The sequence below is a fragment of the Enterocloster aldenensis genome, assembly GCF_003434055.1.
Taxonomy (GTDB): domain Bacteria; phylum Bacillota; class Clostridia; order Lachnospirales; family Lachnospiraceae; genus Enterocloster; species Enterocloster aldenensis.
Map to the genome: position 1 here is coordinate 238543 of NZ_QVEX01000001.1, position 17847 is coordinate 256389.

15 protein-coding genes are annotated in these 17847 nt (G+C 48.4%); 2 read left to right on the forward strand and 13 right to left on the reverse strand.

Features of this window, described 5'->3' with window-relative positions; genetic code table 11:
- Nucleotides 1–40: 40 nt before the first annotated feature.
- The 6 genes from DWX59_RS01100 to DWX59_RS01125 all read right to left on the reverse strand — a co-directional run bounded on the left by DWX59_RS01100 (nucleotide 41) and on the right by DWX59_RS01125 (nucleotide 4613).
- A complete protein-coding gene (locus tag DWX59_RS01100) occupies nucleotides 41–346 on the reverse strand; it encodes a hypothetical protein (protein WP_117555482.1) in 306 nt (101 codons plus the stop codon).
- A complete protein-coding gene (locus DWX59_RS01105; protein WP_117555483.1) occupies nucleotides 279–1562 on the reverse strand; it encodes a plasmid recombination protein in 1284 nt (427 codons plus the stop codon). Before DWX59_RS01105 ends, DWX59_RS01100 begins: the two co-directional genes overlap by 68 nt.
- A 315-nt stretch (nucleotides 1563–1877) precedes the next feature.
- Nucleotides 1878–2858: an AAA family ATPase gene (locus DWX59_RS01110; RefSeq protein ID WP_117555485.1), complete on the reverse strand. Its 981-nt coding sequence runs from the start codon at nucleotides 2856–2858 to the stop codon at nucleotides 1878–1880.
- Nucleotides 2859–2962: 104 nt separating this feature from the next.
- The gene (locus tag DWX59_RS01115) at nucleotides 2963–3343 is read right to left on the reverse strand and encodes a plasmid mobilization protein (RefSeq protein ID WP_117555487.1); all 381 of its coding nucleotides are present in this window, start codon (nucleotides 3341–3343) and stop codon (nucleotides 2963–2965) included.
- Complete coding sequence (locus tag DWX59_RS01120; protein WP_117555489.1) at nucleotides 3327–4403, reverse strand: site-specific integrase; 1077 nt, start codon at nucleotides 4401–4403, stop codon at nucleotides 3327–3329. Before DWX59_RS01120 ends, DWX59_RS01115 begins: the two co-directional genes overlap by 17 nt.
- Nucleotides 4404–4418: 15 nt before the next feature.
- Nucleotides 4419–4613: an ICEBs1 excisionase gene (locus DWX59_RS01125; protein ID WP_087225176.1), complete on the reverse strand. Its 195-nt coding sequence runs from the start codon at nucleotides 4611–4613 to the stop codon at nucleotides 4419–4421.
- A gap of 177 nt (nucleotides 4614–4790) precedes the next feature.
- Here DWX59_RS01125 and DWX59_RS01130 point away from each other — a divergent pair, with 177 nt between their 5' ends.
- Complete coding sequence (locus DWX59_RS01130; protein ID WP_117555491.1) at nucleotides 4791–5345, forward strand: helix-turn-helix domain-containing protein; 555 nt, start codon at nucleotides 4791–4793, stop codon at nucleotides 5343–5345.
- 130 nt (nucleotides 5346–5475) lie between these two features.
- On the opposite strand, the gene guaA is transcribed toward DWX59_RS01130, so the two are convergent.
- The 5 genes from guaA to DWX59_RS01155 all read right to left on the reverse strand — a co-directional run bounded on the left by guaA (nucleotide 5476) and on the right by DWX59_RS01155 (nucleotide 11935).
- Nucleotides 5476–7017 (reverse strand): glutamine-hydrolyzing GMP synthase, encoded by a 1542-nt coding sequence (guaA, locus tag DWX59_RS01135; protein WP_117555493.1) that lies wholly within the window; start codon nucleotides 7015–7017, stop codon nucleotides 5476–5478.
- A gap of 316 nt (nucleotides 7018–7333) precedes the next feature.
- Nucleotides 7334–8779, reverse strand: a complete 1446-nt coding sequence (locus DWX59_RS01140; RefSeq protein WP_117555495.1) for a sulfatase family protein — start codon at nucleotides 8777–8779, stop codon at nucleotides 7334–7336.
- Between the two features lie 3 nt (nucleotides 8780–8782).
- Nucleotides 8783–10321 (reverse strand): tripartite tricarboxylate transporter permease, encoded by a 1539-nt coding sequence (locus DWX59_RS01145; RefSeq protein ID WP_117555497.1) that lies wholly within the window; start codon nucleotides 10319–10321, stop codon nucleotides 8783–8785.
- A 21-nt stretch (nucleotides 10322–10342) separates the two neighbouring features.
- Nucleotides 10343–11404, reverse strand: coding sequence for a tripartite tricarboxylate transporter substrate binding protein (locus DWX59_RS01150; protein WP_166460142.1), 1062 nt, complete (start codon nucleotides 11402–11404; stop codon nucleotides 10343–10345).
- Nucleotides 11405–11494: 90 nt separating this feature from the next.
- Nucleotides 11495–11935: a tripartite tricarboxylate transporter TctB family protein gene (locus DWX59_RS01155; RefSeq protein ID WP_117555502.1), complete on the reverse strand. Its 441-nt coding sequence runs from the start codon at nucleotides 11933–11935 to the stop codon at nucleotides 11495–11497.
- Nucleotides 11936–12147: 212 nt separating this feature from the next.
- Between DWX59_RS01155 and DWX59_RS01160 the strand changes: the two genes are divergently transcribed.
- Nucleotides 12148–13185 carry a substrate-binding domain-containing protein gene (locus DWX59_RS01160; protein ID WP_165642530.1) on the forward strand — a complete coding sequence of 346 codons (1038 nt, stop codon included), beginning with the start codon at nucleotides 12148–12150 and terminating at the stop codon, nucleotides 13183–13185.
- A 62-nt stretch (nucleotides 13186–13247) separates the two neighbouring features.
- Here DWX59_RS01160 and uvrA read toward each other — a convergent pair whose 3' ends face one another.
- Both uvrA and DWX59_RS01170 read right to left on the reverse strand, forming a co-directional pair.
- Nucleotides 13248–16103: an excinuclease ABC subunit UvrA gene (gene uvrA, locus DWX59_RS01165; RefSeq protein WP_117555506.1), complete on the reverse strand. Its 2856-nt coding sequence runs from the start codon at nucleotides 16101–16103 to the stop codon at nucleotides 13248–13250.
- Between the two features lie 69 nt (nucleotides 16104–16172).
- Nucleotides 16173–17843 (reverse strand): M20/M25/M40 family metallo-hydrolase, encoded by a 1671-nt coding sequence (locus DWX59_RS01170; RefSeq protein WP_117555508.1) that lies wholly within the window; start codon nucleotides 17841–17843, stop codon nucleotides 16173–16175.
- Between the last annotated feature and the right edge of the window lie 4 nt (nucleotides 17844–17847).

Below are 17847 nucleotides of genomic sequence, written 5' to 3' on the forward strand. Positions count from 1 at the left end.
TGGCGCTAGCGCCATGCTCCTGTATGCAATCAAGGAAAAATCAAATCTCCCGTTCCAACTTCCACAGCTTATGCTTCACTTCCTGCTGGCTTTCATACAACTCGTCCCTTCTACCACAAATTTCTTTTCCTCGCTCTAAGGCTTCTCTAATACTTTCCCTCCGCTCCGGTTCCCCCTTTTTATATTCCGCCATTAAAGAACGGATTTCATTGTTGTTCTGCTTCCGCTGATTATCGAGCAGAACCCAATTTACCAACCGCTCCGCTTCCCGGTCTGTCTCAAAATCTGCATATTGCGTAACCTTTGCGCATAGCCGGAGCATGACTTTTTTCTCCATGTCTGTCATAGTGATACCTCCGTTTTTTGTGTTGTTTAGGAACCGTTAAGCACATTTCTGCCGCTTTTTGACCTTCAATTATGGCTTTTACCTCTTGTTCTCCAAGTGCGGCTTTTACGCGCTCATAGTCTTTTAAATCAGTTGATAGTAAAATATTTTGTTCTTCTGCCTGCTTTACCCGTCCCTCCAAATAATTGATATTTCTTTGAAGCCGCTCCACCTGCTGTTTTAGTTTATCAGCCGCTTCTATCAACTGGACATTCCGAACAAGTGCCGCCACCAGTGCTTCCTTGACCTTCTCTAACAGGGGCATTGCTTTCTTATCCCGATACGTTTTTGCAGTTGTCAGAGCCACCGGCTCCGGTAACTGCCACGCCGGATTTTCACGAATTACGTGAATATTCTTCTCTGTTGCTTTTTTATCAGATGACAGCTTTATAATTTCCTGCTGTATCTCCTGCTTCTTCCCTTGTAACCGTTTCAAATCTTTTGTTTCACTGGAAACAGTTTTCTGTATTTCATGAATGTTCCGGCTGATTTCCTCCTTTCGGGAGGTAAGTATCTGCACTTCCTTTTCCCGTTCCTGTTTCTCAAAATCCAATACGCTCAAATGTTTTCTATGGGTCCCCTTTTGCTTCCAGATAACGCCGTGACGCTCCATTACCTTTCCCAGTTCCTGTTTCTCTGAAGCTATCCACTGGCTCCATTCTGTTTCCTGCTTTGTGCCGCCCTTAAAGCCCATAGAAGCAAGTGCTTGTTTCATGGATACCCTTGTGTCCAATCCTCTCTTACTTTCAGATACGAATGGAACAAAATCTATATGTAGGTGGGGCGTTTCTTCGTCCATGTGGAGGTGGGCGGAGAACACTCTAAGATTGGGATTTCTTTGCTGAAAATTTTTCATAAATTCGTCCAGAATTTTCTTTCCCAATTCCCCATTTTCGCTTTGGGTGTTCATATCGTCTTTGTTACCTATCTGAAATATGACTTCATGAAATAATTTTTCCTGTTTAGATGTGCGTATCTTCTCGTAATAATTATCTATCTTTCTATCATTGCGTGTCTGTTTTTCATTGTAACGCTCTAAGGCTTCATCAAACAATTCATGGTAAACAGTCTTGATATTTTCGTTACAGTATTCTATATTAAATTGAGTATAATCTTCCTTTACATTTTTTGCCTTGAACGCTCTGCTATTATGGGTAATTGAGCCTTTTCCCACCATGCCACTGATTGTCCTCTCGATTGTCTTATCCTCCTTCCAGCAATACAGGGGCGGCGTTTAAGCCGCCATAGCTTTGTTACTTTCGTCGAAAGTAACGCAAAAGCACTTTTGACAGGCTACGCTCTATCAAAAGCTGCCTTTGCGCCCTGCCGGGGGCTTTTCGTCCTACGGACGGGGCGGCTGTTCCAGCCGTTTTGCTTCCGCCAGTTTTCCAATTTCGTTCAACTCCGCAACAATGCAAGTTCTATATCTCTTGCAACCTTACAATCCTAAAGTCCGCAAATTTTATATACCCTGCATTGTTGCGTTGTTCCCTTATTTCAATCTGATTTTGTCTAGTTCCCAATACCATGAGTTATTTATCCGCTTCGCCCGGATACCCAACTCTTTTTTTGCATTTTCCAACGTCCGTTTGGATATGCCCTGTTCGTCCGCAATATTGACAATCTCATTGCTTTGCATGGCGTTATTCGTTTCTGCCAGTTCCCGAAGCAAACGTTTTGCCTGCTCCATTTTATTTGCTTTTGGAGCAATACCGCCTAAAACTTCATCTGCCGTAATCTCATAATCACCCAGCCACTGGAAGCCGCTCTCTGATAGTTCAAAGGCTTTCGGGTGTCCAAACGCCGCCAAATTGTTTTTTATCTGGACAACTGCTCTTATATTTGCTTCTCCCTCTACCCTGCCTACCAGTAAAACGCTTCTTGCGACTGCAAAGAAATCAATGGAACCCATGCCCCGATATGCCGCCTTATTTCCTGCCGCTTTGTTCATGTGACCGACAAGCACAATAGCGCATTGATATTTCTCTGCCAGAGCCGCCAGCTTCTTTGTCATATCCCTTGCTTCATTTGCCCGGTTCATATCCATACCACCGCCTAGATAGGCTTGTATTGGGTCTAAAATAAGCATTTTAGCTTTTGTCCTTATAATTGCTTCCTCTAACCGTTCATCTATCATAGAAAGTGATTTTATGCTTTCATCAATGACAGAAATATTCTCACAGTCTGCCCCCGCCACTTCCAGACGGGGCTTTACTGTATCAGCAAGTCCGTCCTCCGCCGTTTGATAAATTACATTTAATGGTTCCGTCAGCTTCATTTCATTGTCTAACCCCTCACCATTTGACAGCTTTGCCGCTATATTGAGTACCAGCGTTGTCTTTCCGTCTCCCGGATCGCCCTGCATAATTGTCAATTTCCCATAGGGAATAAACGGATACCACAGCCACGACACTTCTTGTGACTGTACCTCCGACATTTTAATCATCTGTAATTCTGTTTTTGTTTCTTCCATAATGCCCTCCGTTTCTGAAAATATCATTGTCACTGGAAGAAACCTCTGTTATAATTGTGATGTGATTTTATGTGATAACAGAGGTTTTCCAGTTATCCCAAGCCCTAACAGTTGCCGCTGTCGGGGCTTTTTTCGTTATCGCCCTGCCATAGGTACTTAGCACCGTCCAATAGCCACAGAATAGCTTTCAGCATGTCCAGACAGTCATTTTTCATATCCTGTAAGCCCTCCGGCGTTAAAGAGACTTCCGACTGTTCAAACTGTTCCGTCACTTCCCGGATATTGGTCTGCATAACCTTTAATTCCTCTACCAACTGATAAATCACCTCTTTTTTACCGACCACGCACACTCGGTTATAAATACAGGAGCGGACAAAATAATCTTTCTTTAACATTCCGCTTGCTAAAATCTTTGCTTCGATTTCCTCCCGTTCTCTGGACGAGATACGGAAGCTGATAGTTGGGTACTTATGAACTCCGCTCATTTCCTTCCTCCTTGCCGTTTTCAATCTCCAACCTGTCCGCAAGTTCTCCCTGCTTATTGGGATATAAATGTGAATATGTATTTAATGTTGTTTCAATTTTCTCATGCCCCAGCCGTTCAGCGATTGCCAGCGGCATGAACCCCATTTCAACAAGCAGAGAAGCGTGTGAATGTCTCAAATCGTGCAGTCTTATCCTCTTAACCCCGGAAGTGTTGATACCTCTTATAATTTCATGTTCCATATAGGATTTTGTAAATCGGAACATTCTTTCGTCAGCCATAATACCGTATAAATGGGAAATATACTCCTGTAATTCTTCTACAAGAAATGGCGGTATTGTCACAATCCGTTTGCTCTTAGGTGTTTTAGGCGGTGTAATAATGTCCCTGCTCCCTATCCGTTGATAGGATTTATTGATAGAGATTGTACGCTTTTCTACGTCAATGTCCTTGTATGTCAGTGCTAATAATTCTCCTATCCTCATGCCCGTCCAGTAGAGAAGCAAGAACGCCATTTTTGTTTCTGGCTTATCCTCTACCGTTTCAAGAAACTGCTTAAATTCCTGTTTCGTCCAGAACTCACGCTCCCCGGCATGGCTCTTTCCAATGCTCCCTGCTTTCCGGCATGGATTGTCTTTCAAATCATAATAGCGAACCGCATAATTAAAGATTGCCGCCAACTGATTATTAACCGTTTTCAGGTACGTTGGGGAATAGCCCTTTTTCATCAGCGAATTTTGCCACGCCCGAATATCCGATGTTTTAATCTCGTTCATACATTTTTTCTTGAAATAAGGAATAATTTTCAAATCAATAATGAATTTCTTCGTCCGCATGGTATTCTCACGCAGACGGTGTTCCATATCCTCATAATAAATGTAGACAAAGTTTTCAAAATTGATGTCTAAATTTCTCTGCTGTTGTTGTAGGAAATCACGCTCCCACTGTTCAGCTTCCCCCTTAGTTTTGAACCCCCTTTTATTCTTCTTATGGCTTACTCCCTGCCAGTCCTTGTAATAGAATTGGCAACGCCACATCTTTCCGTCCCTTGTTGCCGCCATAGATACTCTCCTTTCTTACATGGCTACGGTCAGACCGTAGAATTTTTCTTCAAAGTATTTTGTCGGAACCTTGCCGCAGATTGTCCGGTAGCCTTTTGCTTTTAATTCCTCATTCAGTCCTCGGATAATCTTATAGGCATAGCCCGTTGATACGCCAAGCATTACCGCCGCTTCCTCTGCCGTTACATACATCTTCTTTGATTTCTCCATTCATTGTCCTCCTATATTTTTATAGGGACTTTTGTCCCTTAACTACATTCTTATTATACAGGCTCTTTTGTCCCTTGTCAATATATTATTCTTGAATTGATTGATTATTTGCAATAGATATGATAGAATACAAATGTCCCTATTATTCATATTATCAAATACTAAAGGAGTGACTACATGACAGTAGGAGAGAAAATAAAGACATTCCGAACAATCCGGGGGATTTCACAGAATGTGTTAGGAGAACTGGCTGGCATAGATGGAACCACTATTCGCAAATATGAATTAGGAAGCCGGAAGCCTAAGCCCGACCAGCTTTTAAAGATTGCCAACGCTCTGGGCGTGAGTATCAACGTATTCACGGATTTTGATATAAAAACCGCTTCTGATGTCCTTAGTCTGCTTTTTAAAATGGACGAGCAGGTAGATATGGAAATTGACGGTGAAAAGGATAATGAGGGAAATCTCATTCCAGACACGATATGTATTCGTTTCAAACACCCGGAAATCAACAGCCGACTTGCAAAATTCGCAAAGGCTAAGAAATTACAGACAAATCTAATTGCGTCCAAAGACGCATTTCCAAGTGAAGAAGCATTTCAGCATGAAGTAGAGCAGATGAACGAGACTTGCGAACAGATTAAACAGCATTTAGTAGATACAAATAGAGTTGTAAGAAAGGGAGTGGCAGATATTTCTGTCAAAGTATATCCAGAAAATAAGCCCATATAGTAAAAGACAGGTATTATGATACCCGCCCCAAATCCAGTATTCTTCAATTAATTAGAGCCAAAGTAGAGCCAAACGGCATAAAACAACCCCGGAAATGCCCATTTTATCAGCATTTCCGGGGTTCTGTCCGTTATTCGAATTCAATCGTAGCCGGCGGCTTCCCCGTACAATCATACAGCACCCGGTTAACCCCCTTCACCTCATTCACAATCCTGCTGGTCACCTTCCCCAGTACCTCCCAGGGAATCTGGGCGGCTTCCGCGGTCATGAAATCAGATGTAAGCACGGCCCTCAGTGCAATTGCATAATCATACGTCCTCTCATCGCCCATGCATCCCACGGAGCGCATATTGGTAATGGCTGCAAAGTACTGTCCCAGGTCCTTATCCACCCCGGCCTTTGCAATCTCTTCCCTGTAAATCGCATCCGCATCCTGTACAATCCTTACCTTATCAGCCGTTACCTCACCGATGATCCTGACGCCAAGACCCGGGCCTGGGAATGGCTGCCTGAATACCAGATACTCCGGAATTCCCAGTTCCAGACCAGCCTTACGCACCTCATCCTTAAACAGCAGGCGGAGCGGCTCCACCAGTTCCTTAAAGTCAACATGCTCAGGAAGCCCGCCCACATTGTGGTGGGACTTAATCACAGCAGACTTGCCCAGGCCGGACTCAATCACATCCGGGTAAATGGTTCCCTGGACCAGATAATCCACGGCGCCAATCTTCTTTGCCTCTTCTTCGAATACACGGATGAATTCCTCACCAATAATCTTACGCTTTGCCTCAGGCTCTTCCACGCCCTTCAGCCTTGCATAGAACCTCTCCTGGGCATTCACACGGATAAAGTTCAAATCATACTGTCCTTCAGGGCCGAATACGGCTTCTACCTCGTCCCCTTCATTCTTCCTTAAAAGGCCATGGTCAACGAACACACAGGTCAGCTGCTTACCGATTGCCTTGGACAGCATGACCGCCGCAACCGAGGAATCCACCCCGCCGGAAAGCGCACAAAGCACCTTCCCATCGCCAATCTTTTCCCTCAGCGCCTTAATCGTGGTATCTACGAATGAATCCATCTTCCAGTCCCCGGAACAACCGCAGACATTGTATACAAAGTTGGACAGCATCCTGGTTCCTTCTTTTGTGTGGACTACCTCAGGATGGAACTGAACTCCATAGAAATTCCTTTCCACACACTCCATACCGGCAACCGGGCATGATTCCGTATGGGCCGTAATCCTGAACCCTGCAGGTACCTGGGCAATATAGACCCCATGGCTCATCCAGCACACGGTCTTTGGCGATACCCCCTCAAACAGCTTGCTGGACGTATCTACATCCACCTCCGTGTGTCCATACTCGCTGACAACCGCTTTCTTGACAACGCCGTCCAGCAGGTAACTCATCAGCTGGGCTCCGTAGCAGATTCCAAGAACCGGTATCCCCAGTTCAAAAATCTCCTTGGAACAACGCGGCGCTCCGTCTTCAAATACCACATCCGGTCCGCCTGTGAAAATGATTCCCTTGGGATTCATCTCCTTAATCTTGTCCAGGCTCATATTGTAAGGATGGACTTCGCAGTATACATTGCACTCGCGGACGCGGCGCGCAATCAGCTGATTATACTGACCGCCAAAGTCCAAAACGATAATCATCTCTCTATCCATGAGATTTCTTCCTCCATGTCATGTCTTTTCTGGATATTCCCGCCAAAACCTAAAATCCGAACTACCTCTCCCTATACCATGACCCAATTTACCAGAAAATATTTATATCCGCATAAATTGAAAGAGATTGTACAAAATAGTACAATCTCTTTTTTATCTTTCGTATGAGTATATTATACGGCACCCTACCGCAAATAGCAAGTAATTTCGACAATTTTTTCAGATTTTTTCTCAATCTATTTTCTTAAACTGTTTTTCCCCTTTTTCCATCCCCCTCAATACCTATCCTTCTTCAAAAGCGTTTCCGGAAAACCACTTAAATCAGGTAGTTTCTTTCCGGGTCCCCTCTCCACTCCTCTATCAGCTGGGGTTTTACCACATCATACCATTGTTTCATCATCCTGAAATGAAATATATCCTTTTGCAGGCCCTCCAAAGCATGTGTTTCATTCCAATACCGCCCAAGCCGCATTTCCAGGTCCGCAACCATCCCCGCATATTCCGGGCGGTCCCCCAAATCCTCCAATTCTTCCGGATCATTCTTAAGGTTAAACAGCTGGCATGTTTCATGACCGGCATGCTTCACCAGCTTATACGTCCCAAGCATCAGCATTGCGCTGGGTTTATCTCCTTTAATATCACTGCACACCGAAACCACCTCCCTGTCCCCAGGGACAGGCGCACCTGAGGTCAAATGGGAAACCAGGCTCATTCCGTCCATATCCGGCAGCTGTTCGCACCCAGACAGTTCCAATAGAGTGGGCGCAATATCCAAAAGGCTGGTCAGACCGCCCACATGGCCGCCCGCCGGAAATACTCCAGGCCACACATATACCATAGGCACATGGGACGCCCCTTCATAGAAATTGGTTTTCCAGAATAGTCCGTGTTCTCCTATGTTATCCCCGTGGTCGGAACCATAGATTATAATGGTATTTTCCCATCCAATGGTAGACTTGACCACATCCAGAATCCTGCCTATGAGGCCATCCACATATTCCACCATGCCGTAGTAGGCTGCGCGTATCCTGCGCACATCCTCAGGCGTTACCTTTTCCATGCCCCGGTTTGCATACCATTCCCGGATGGCGGGATGCATCATGGCCTTTTCCTCACGGCTGGGAAAATGAAGCTCTGGCAGATGCTTATAATAGTAACGGAACAATTCCTCCGGGGCTATGTATGGGCAGTGGGGGCCGTAGAATCCCACGGTCATGAACAGGGGGCGTCCATCCGTCCTCTCCGTCAGATAACGGCAGGCCTCCTTTGTTACGTCTTCATCGTAATCCAATACCGCGGAATGTCCGGCCCCTGACTTTTTTATGGAAATAAGGTTCTGACCTGATGAGCGTTTAAACCCTCCATAGATGAAGGCTTCGTTATCCCCGCCGATGAAGCAGGGGGTGATGTCCCCCACAAGACGCTTCTCGTAACCATGGCGCTGGTCATTTCCCACAAAATGCATCCTTCCGCACAAGACGGTCTCATATCCGCCAACAGTCATGGAATTGACAAAGGTGGCCTTATCGGACGGCAGGCACTGCATGTTATTATAAACCCCGTTCCTGGTGGGCAGAAGGCCTGTCAGCATGGACGACCTGCTGGGCACACACAAAGGCGCGGCGCAGTAGCATGAATCCAAAGCCGTTCCCCTGGCGTAAAGGCTGTCCAGATTTGGTGTGCGCGCATAGGAATCACCGCTGTTTCCCATTACCCTGTGGTTGTGCTGGTCTGATAACAGGTATATTATGTTGGGCTTCATGTTCTATTCCTCCTGCAGTTCCTGTTGGATTTTAGAATCCTGCTGAACTTCTTTTCCTCTTTTAAGGGCCTTTATATTGGCATAAATCAGATAAACAGTCAGCAGCAGTATGCCGATACAAAGCGGCCTGGTAAGCACATATAACAAAATACTTTTTCCCTGGGCAGAGACAATGGTGTACGTCCTGACAAAATTACTTTCTATAATACTGCCCAGGATCAGTCCCAAAACCACCGGTGTGTTAGGAATCCCAAGCTTAGCCAGTAGGACGCCGAAGATGCCCATGCCAATGGCCACGATTACATCATATACGGAATTGTTCACACTGTATGCGCCAATCAGGGAACACATCAACACTACCGGAATGATATGCCGTATATTCAGCTTGAGAATGGATGCAAAGACAGGAATGCCAAAGACTCCGATAGCCACCATGATTACTGCTGCCAGAAACATTCCAAATATAAAGGTATAAACAATCTCTCCATGATCCACGAACAGCCTTTGTCCAGGAACCAGGCCATGAATGGTCAATGCGCCGAACATGATGGCCGAGGTGGAGGATCCCGGTATCCCCAGGGACAGCATGGGGACCAGGGAACCGCCTACTGCCGCATTGTTTGCACTTTCCGGCGCAACAATTCCCGCCGGATTGCCCTGGCCGAAGGTGCCTTCCCTGTCCCTTCCCTTGGCTTCCCCATAGGCCAGAAAGGAAGCAATCGCGCCTCCGGTCCCGGGCAATATACCTATAAATGTCCCAATTGCGGAAGATTTCAGTAAAACGCCCTTATATTTTTTCCAGGTTTCCTTCCAGATGTCCGGGAACCTTACCTGTTTAAGCTGCAGGGCAGTCTGATTCCCACCCGGTTCCTCCAGCCCGGTTCCCTGTTTAATCATTTCTGCAATGGCAAACAGACCAATGATTGCAGGTATCAGGTTGATACCGCCCCTGAGGGCCCTGGCCCCAAAAGTAAAACGCATGGCGCCTGTGTTCCCGTCAATCCCTATCATGGCAAGGAACAGGCCGGCAAGCGCTGCCAGCAGTCCCTTCGGAACATTTTTCCCGGTAAGGCTACCTACAATGGTCAGGCCGCATATGGCTAAAAGCATCATCTCCGGAGGCCCGAACATAACCGAGATGCTTGACAGTACAGGCGCGAAAAACAGCAGGACCACCAATCCTATGATACTGCCTATCCCGCTGGCGATAACGGAAAAATATAAGGCGCTTTTCCCTTCCCCTTTCCTGGTCATCTGGTATCCCTCCAAAGCAGTACAGGATGCCTCTGCTGTTCCCGGACAATTAATCAGGATTCCCGATATGGATCCGCCATAGGACGAGCCAAGATAAATCCCGCCCAGAAATAATAGCCCCTGTTCCGGTCTCATGGCATAGGTAAATGGCAGCATGACCGCTATCCCAATCCCCCCATTCATACCGGGTATGGCTCCCAGTACCACACCTGCAGCAGTGCCCAGGAAACACACCACCAGTGTCTGAATACTGAACAAATTAACCAGTACCTGTGTCATCAGCTCCATTTGCCGCACCCCTCTCCGGTTTTATTTTGTCAACATGGCCTTTCTCATAGCAAAATCTTCTTTTAAAAATGCATCCAGCTCCGGTCCTGTCAGCAGCGCGGGTTCCTCATCAATACCAGAAACACTGTCCCTGATTTCCCCATCATATCCCTGCTTTAAATTTTCTACCAGGACATCCACCACTGAATCGGGAAGGCCCTTTGGTCCCACCAGCATCCTGATTGCCGGGTTGGCAATCCCATATCCCTGCTCCGCAAAAGTGGGGACATCCGGAAATGTTCCAAGACGCTCCGACAGCATGATGCCCAATACGTTCAGATCCTGTTCCTGGGCCTGTGAGATAAACTTGGCGCTCAGGATCCCGGCTTCAATATGCCCGCCCAGCAAATCAGCCAGGACCTTGTTGCCGCCTTCATACACAACACCCGTGGTGACAATCCCCATTTTTTCATTCATCAGGTCCAGCGACAGGTTCTGTATCGCAGACGGTAACGCAACGGTCATCTCTCCGGGCTTTTCCTTGGCCTTTTGGATAAAATCCTCCAGTCCGTTCATATCCGTGCCCTTTTTCAAGACCAGGATATCCCCTGTTGTATTCAGTCCTGCGATATAAGTGAAATCCTCTGTGGTAAAATCACATTCACCTGCCCCATATACGAAATTAGCCACATCCGTATTAGAGAATACCCCCAGTGTATAGCCGTCGGCATCTGCATCCGCAATATCCCCCATACCGACCAGGCCGCTTGCACTGCCATTATTAATAATCACAATGGCCTTTCCCAATGTTTTTTCAAGCGGTGTACAGACAGCCCTTGCCATGGCATCTGTCCCGCCCCCGGCCGCTGCCGTGACAATGCATTGAATCTCTTTCTCAGGATATGCAGCGGATGCCGCTGTCTTATCCTCTGGTTTATCACCTGCCTTATCGCCTGATTCCGGCCCCTTAATTGTCTCGGCCGCTGCCTTCACCGAAGTCTCCTTGGTTCCGTCCCCGCTCTTTGTACATCCGCACAAGACCGCTGCTGCCATTAACGCTGCACATACTGATACCCATAATTTTTTTGTTCCTCTTCTCCTCATAAGATTCCTTCCTTTCTTCTGCCGGGGCATGTTTCAATACTGCCAGATACCAGGGCGTGTTTGAACATTCATTCCCGCCGTCTGCACGCCTTAAAATAGGATGCCTGACGGTGTGACGATTTTAAGCCCTAATGTAAATACTGCAAAAGCGCCCGCTGTTACCAACAACGAATATCCCAGGACGCCAGCCAGCGCTTTTCCTGTTTTCACCGGAGTTATCAGCCATGAGATACCTGCAATTACTAAGAATGCCGCAAAGTAAAAACCCAGAATCCCTGCCATTAGCGGATTAATAAACAGGAAAAGGACCATCACAATCTCCTTCCATGAAATCCGTGGTGACTTTTCATCCGGGGCGCCTCTGACCGCGATGCCCATTAGTAATAATCCTATCAGGATTATCATCACAAACACAGCCATGGGATACATTCCTCTGGACAGCCCAGTCATCCCTGCCATGCAAAATCCAAAACAGCTGGCCAGGATACCGGATATAAAGCTTGTTTTAAGAAAAATTTTCTCTTTTTTCAAAGTACGCCCCTCCCTCTTTCCCTTATTTTCTTAGTGATATTGTCATAATAGCATATTCTTTCTTTAAAATCAAGAAATATTTTCTCTTTTTCCATGATTTATTTTATATAATCAGGAAATATTTTCTCTTTATTTTTTCTTTTTTTCTCTTTTTCCTTGTGTTCTCTGTAAAAAAGTGGTATAATACAGGAAAATCAATGGGAGAAACAGTTATGGAGAAAAAAATCACCTTACAGGATATTGCAAATACAGCCAATGTGACAGTTGCAACTGTCCACAAAGCACTTCACAACAAAAAAGGAGTCAGTCCTGAGAAGCGTGAGGAAATCCTGGCGCTGGCCAATTCCATGAACTACTATACCGAATCGTCTTCTGCCCAAAAGACATACAAAATTGCCGCTGTATTTCCCGGCCCGACCAATGATAACCGGTATTTTTACCAGTATATCTGGAAAGGAATCCATGCGCGGGCAAAGGAACTGGCCCCCTGCCACGTAGAAATCCTGGACATGACCTTTGACGGAGGCCAGGAACAGCAGCTTCAGATATTGAACCATATCTGGAGCACCCGCCGTCAGGAGCTTTCCGGATTGCTTACCGTGGTCTGGAACGAAACTGATTCATTGGAGATACTGAACCGTTTTACAGACGAGGGAATTAAAGTCTTTACCATTTCCGCAGATGCCCCCTTCAGCCAGCGCACCGCCTGCATCATGGCCAACCCTTACCGTTCCGGCCGTCTGGCCGCTGAGTATCTGGGCTCCGTCCTCAAACAGCCGTGCCGCGTTGTTATTATCGGTACAAAGCGTGACACCAACAACCATGCCCAGGTAGTGCGGGGATTTTTTGATCAGATGACGGAAAGCAATCCTCTGATAGAAATCATTGAACTGTATGAAAATGTTTATTATCCGGATAAACTCTTTGATACACTCAGTGAATTCCTTCATACAATTGACAATATTTTAGGAATCTATGCAAACAATGCAAGGACCACTGCACGTGTATGCACCATGGTAAAAGACATTGGGTATCAGGACAAGGTGACGATTATAGGGAGCGAACTTTTTGACGAATCCAAAGAAGCATTAAAACAGGGAATCCTGAATGCCATTATTGACCAAAACGGTTATGAACAGGGATACAAAGGCTTATCGATTGCATTTGACAACATCGTGCTTGGGAATGATGTACCGACAAAACATGAAATCAACACCTCTTTGATTTTGAAGAACAATCTTCCTCTGTAAATGCAAAAACCGTACCATCTGACTTTTCTTATCGGTCAGATGGTACGGTTTCATTCTGTCTGTCATTCCATGTCCATGGCGCCCTGTTCATTGGATTCCAGATACTTATTAATATAAACCCCAGTATAAGAAACAGGATTCCCGGCCACATCCTCCGGCGTTCCCTTGGCAATCACGGTACCGCCCTTGTCCCCGCCTTCGGGTCCGATGTCAATGATGTAATCCGCCGTCTTAATCACATCCAGATTATGCTCAATGACCACCACCGTATTGCCGCCGTCAGACAGCCTGCGGAGGATATCAATCAGCTTGTGCACATCCGCAAAATGCAGTCCCGTGGTAGGCTCATCCAGGATATAGATGGTCTTGCCCGTGCCGCGCTTGGACAGTTCGGTTGCCAGCTTGATACGCTGGGCCTCACCGCCTGACAATTCGGTGGAAGGCTGGCCCAGCCTGATGTAACCCAGGCCCACATCATACAGGGTCTGTATCTTCCTGGTGACAGAAGGAACATTCTCAAAGAACGTAAGCGCCTCCTCCACCGTCATGTCCAGCACGTCATAAATGCTCTTGCCCTTGTACTTCACATCCAATGTCTCACGGTTATACCGTTTGCCGCCGCAGACCTCACATGGCACATATACGTCCGGAAGGAAATGCATCTCAATCTTAATGATACCGTCGCCGCTGCAGGTCTCGCACCGTCCGCCCTTGACGTTAAAGCTGAACCGTCCCTTGGTATATCCCTTTGCCTTTGCATCCACCGTGGACGCAAACAGATCGCGGATCAAATCAAACACACCTGTGTAAGTGGCGGGATTAGACCTTGGCGTACGGCCGATGGGGGACTGGTCAATGGCAATGATCTTATCCAGCTGCTCCGTGCCGTCTATTCCCTTGTGCCTGCCCGGAATGGTTCTTGCACGGTTCAGCTTCCTGGCCAGGGCCTTGTACAGGATTTCATTAACCAGTGAACTCTTGCCTGAACCGGACACGCCAGTGACACAGGTCATGACGCCCAGGGGGAAATCCACATTGATGTTCTTCAGGTTATTCTCAGCAGCTCCCCGGACCGTAATCCAGCCCGTGGGCTTCCTGCGCTCAGACGGCACAGGTATCTTAAGCCTGCCGCTTAAATACGCCCCTGTCACGGACTCCTGGTTATCCATAATCTCCTGGGCAGTACCCATGGCAATCACCTGTCCGCCATGTTCGCCTGCCCCGGGACCGATATCCACAATGCAGTCCGCTGCGCGCATGGTATCCTCGTCATGTTCCACCACCAGCACGCTGTTGCCCAGATCCCGCAGATGGACCAGGGTCTTTAAAAGCTTGTCATTATCCCTTTGGTGGAGGCCGATGCTGGGCTCGTCCAGGATATAGGCAACGCCCACCAGGCCCGAACCGATCTGGGTCGCCAGGCGGATCCGCTGTGCTTCTCCTCCTGACAGGGTTCCGGTTGCCCTGGAAAGGGACAGATAATCCAGCCCCACATCAATAAGGAAGCAGATCCTGGCCCGTATCTCCTTGAGGATGGACGCCCCAATGGCCAGCTGCATATGGGTAAGCTTCAGTCCATCCAGGAAATCCTTGAACTTCACAATGGACATATTGGTGGCCTGGTAGATATTCATGTCCCCCACCGTAACTGCCAGGGACTCCTTCTTAAGCCTCTGCCCTTTACACGCGGGACAGGGGGTAATCCGCATATAGGTTTCGTACTCTGCCTTGGATGCCTCGGAAAATGTCTCCTTATAGCGCCGGTTCACGTTCTCAACCAGCCCCTCAAAGGCCACGTCGTACACACCCTCGCCCCTCTGGCTCTTATAGCGTACCTTGACTTCCTTTCCGCCCGTTCCGTACAGGATCACGTCCTGGATTTCCCTAGGGTAGTCCTTAAAGGGCGTGTCCAGGCGGAACTTGTATTCCTTGGAAAGCGCCTCAAGGATTGCCCTTGTAAAACTTCCCTTGTCCGTACAGGACTGCCATCCCATCACCACAATGGCGCCGTCGTCAATGGAAATGGACTTGTCAGGAATCATCAGGTCCTCGTCAAACTCCATCTTATACCCAAGTCCGAAACACTCCGGACATGCGCCAAAGGGGTTGTTAAAGGAAAAGCTTCTGGGCTCCACCTCGTCCACGCTGATGCCGCAGTCCGGGCAGGAAAAGCTCTGGCTGAAGTTCACCGGCTCCCCATCCGCCACATCCACGGTCATGAGCCCGCCGCTGAGCGCCATCACTGTCTCAATGGAATCCGTAAGACGCTTTTCAATGCCTTCCTTCACAATCAGACGGTCCACCACCACTTCTATGTTATGCTTGATATTCTTATCCAGCCTGATATCTTCCGAAAGTTCATAAAGGTTCCCGTCAATGCGGACCCTTACATAACCGCTCTTGCGCGCCTGGTCCAGAACCTTCACATGCTCTCCCTTGCGCCCCCTGACAACAGGAGCCAGAAGCTGGATCTTGGTCCGCTCAGGCATCTGCATGATATGGTCCACCATCTGGTCAATGGACTGCTTGTGTATCTCCTTGCCGCACTTGGGACAGTGCGGGATTCCCACCCTGGCATACAGAAGCCTCATATAATCATAAATCTCAGTCACGGTGCCCACCGTGGAACGGGGGTTCCGGTTCGTGGACTTCTGGTCTATGGAAATGGCCGGCGACAGCCCTTCTATGCTCTCCACATCCGGCTTCTCCATCTGTCCCAGGAACTGGCGGGCATAGGAGGACAGGGACTCCATATAACGCCTCTGCCCTTCCGCATAGATGGTGTCAAAAGCCAGTGATGATTTGCCGGATCCGGACAGCCCGGTCAGTACCACCAGCTCATTTCTCGGTATATCCACGGATATATTCTTCAGATTATGCTCATTGGCCCCGCGGATTTTAATGTACTGCTTTGCCATTCAAAATGCTCCTTGTCTCTTATCAGTAATCTTTACTTATAACCCTTCAAAGTGTATGGCGTAAGTATATCACATTCCACCGTCATTTGCAAACACTTGTTCGATAAAATGCTGTAGGATTGCTGGAACTTCTTCCAGCAGGCTCCTTGCATTGACACGCTCTGACATCTGGTGCGCATCCCTGCCAACGGGGCCGAACAGAAGGGCCGGTACCTGGAAAACGGACATGGCGTCCAGGTTCATTCCATACACCTTCCCCCACAGAGGGGCATTGGCCGCATAAGCCTTAAGCTCCTCCATATCCGGCCCCGCACAATAGCTTAAGTCCGAGATACCGCAGCAGTAATTGCGCTTTCCCAGCCGGATGCCGCAGGTCTCCCCCGCTGCCTTTTGAAGCATTCCATAGAAGGCGCTCCCCTGCCCTGTCCTGCCTGGCAGGCGGTCACTGTGAAATGCAGGATAATACGGCGGGGCAAATGCAATCACCATGACAGGCGCCGTAATCCCGGAATAGGTCAGGGCTGCATCCATGATCTCCAGGGTCGCCCTGGGATAGTTCCACCGGCCCAGGCGGATGCGTTCCCCTGCATCCTCATACAGCGCCCTGAACCATGTTCCCGCTTCCTCCCCGTGCCGCTCATGGCACAGCCTTACCAGTTCCCCATACTCCATGACACAGCAGGACAGATCCACATCCGGCAGCACTGCGCCGGACCGCACCGCTGCCTCCCGGGCCTCCATCCGTTCCATATAAGAGGAAAATGCCTCCCGCCCAATCTCCTTAAGCCGTCCCATGACAGAATCAGCCGTCTTCCCAAATCCCAGCATGCTCATATAACCTGCTGCCCGGTAGGGCACCGACACATCATACCCTTCCTTGCGGTCCCTCAGGTTAAACCAGGTGGGCGGCGGACACGGCTCCCCTTCCCATTGTTCTGAAAATTCGGGGGCCAGCTCCGTGCGCAGGAACATTTCCGCCAGGACCCCTATTGCGTTCAATCCGCGGAAGCAATCCACCACATGTGCCTTCACGCCCTGGACCAGCACCGCAGGCATGGTCTTCCCCACGGACCCGATATAGACCTGCTGCCTGCCATCCTCATTAAAACTGGGTTCCAGGTCCACCAGACATCCATACTCCAGCCCAAACCGTCCCTGCATCCCCGTAAAAAACGGGATGGACCCCCGCATTCCGGCTGAATAAGCCTCCTCATCCGCCACCGCGGCAAACAAAAGACAGCCCGGCAGTTCCGGATGTTCCAGCATCAGGCGCCCATACCAGTCCATCAGGGCCATGCCAACCGCAAGTCCCCCCTTCATGTCGTTGACGCCCCGCCCGAACAGCCACTCCCCTGTCTCAAAATCCGCCCTGGCCTCCTCAGGCAGCATGGACATCAAGGTCTCCAGTTCCTTTCCCTGCGCCAGTTTCCACGCTTCCACATCATACGCATAGGACTGGAAGTCCCCATATTCCTCCGTATCCACCACATCATAATGTCCGGTAAGGATAACGGTCCTTGAAGTGCTCCCCTTTACCAGGCCATAAGGGGTCCCCCGGGAAAGGAAATCCCCCTCCAACCCATACATTCCCGTAAGTTCAGGATGCGCCTGAAAGTAGGGCTGCCGCCCCAGTTCCTCCCTTATGTATTCCCCAGCCGCCTGTTCCTCCCTGCTGTTGGAAATACTGGGGATTGCAACCAGTTCCTTCATATAACGGTAAATCTCATTTTTCACTTCCATAATC

Excerpts from the sequence above, each read along its gene's own strand:
- DWX59_RS01120 (WP_117555489.1), bottom strand. The coding sequence starts at position 4,403 with ATGGCGGCAACAAGGGACGGAAAGATGTGGCGTTGCCAATTCTATTAC.
- DWX59_RS01140 (WP_117555495.1), bottom strand. The coding sequence starts at position 8,779 with ATGAAGCCCAACATAATATACCTGTTATCAGACCAGCACAACCACAGG.
- DWX59_RS01130 (WP_117555491.1), top strand. The coding sequence starts at position 4,791 with ATGACAGTAGGAGAGAAAATAAAGACATTCCGAACAATCCGGGGGATT.
- DWX59_RS01150 (WP_166460142.1), bottom strand. The coding sequence starts at position 11,404 with ATGAGGAGAAGAGGAACAAAAAAATTATGGGTATCAGTATGTGCAGCG.
- DWX59_RS01110 (WP_117555485.1), bottom strand. The coding sequence starts at position 2,858 with ATGGAAGAAACAAAAACAGAATTACAGATGATTAAAATGTCGGAGGTA.
- uvrA (WP_117555506.1), bottom strand. The coding sequence starts at position 16,103 with ATGGCAAAGCAGTACATTAAAATCCGCGGGGCCAATGAGCATAATCTG.
- DWX59_RS01125 (WP_087225176.1), bottom strand. The coding sequence starts at position 4,613 with ATGGAGAAATCAAAGAAGATGTATGTAACGGCAGAGGAAGCGGCGGTA.
- DWX59_RS01160 (WP_165642530.1), top strand. The coding sequence starts at position 12,148 with ATGGAGAAAAAAATCACCTTACAGGATATTGCAAATACAGCCAATGTG.
- DWX59_RS01170 (WP_117555508.1), bottom strand. The coding sequence starts at position 17,843 with ATGGAAGTGAAAAATGAGATTTACCGTTATATGAAGGAACTGGTTGCA.
- DWX59_RS01105 (WP_117555483.1), bottom strand. The coding sequence starts at position 1,562 with ATGGTGGGAAAAGGCTCAATTACCCATAATAGCAGAGCGTTCAAGGCA.
- DWX59_RS01115 (WP_117555487.1), bottom strand. The coding sequence starts at position 3,343 with ATGAGCGGAGTTCATAAGTACCCAACTATCAGCTTCCGTATCTCGTCC.
- DWX59_RS01100 (WP_117555482.1), bottom strand. The coding sequence starts at position 346 with ATGACAGACATGGAGAAAAAAGTCATGCTCCGGCTATGCGCAAAGGTT.
- guaA (WP_117555493.1), bottom strand. The coding sequence starts at position 7,017 with ATGGATAGAGAGATGATTATCGTTTTGGACTTTGGCGGTCAGTATAAT.
- DWX59_RS01145 (WP_117555497.1), bottom strand. The coding sequence starts at position 10,321 with ATGGAGCTGATGACACAGGTACTGGTTAATTTGTTCAGTATTCAGACA.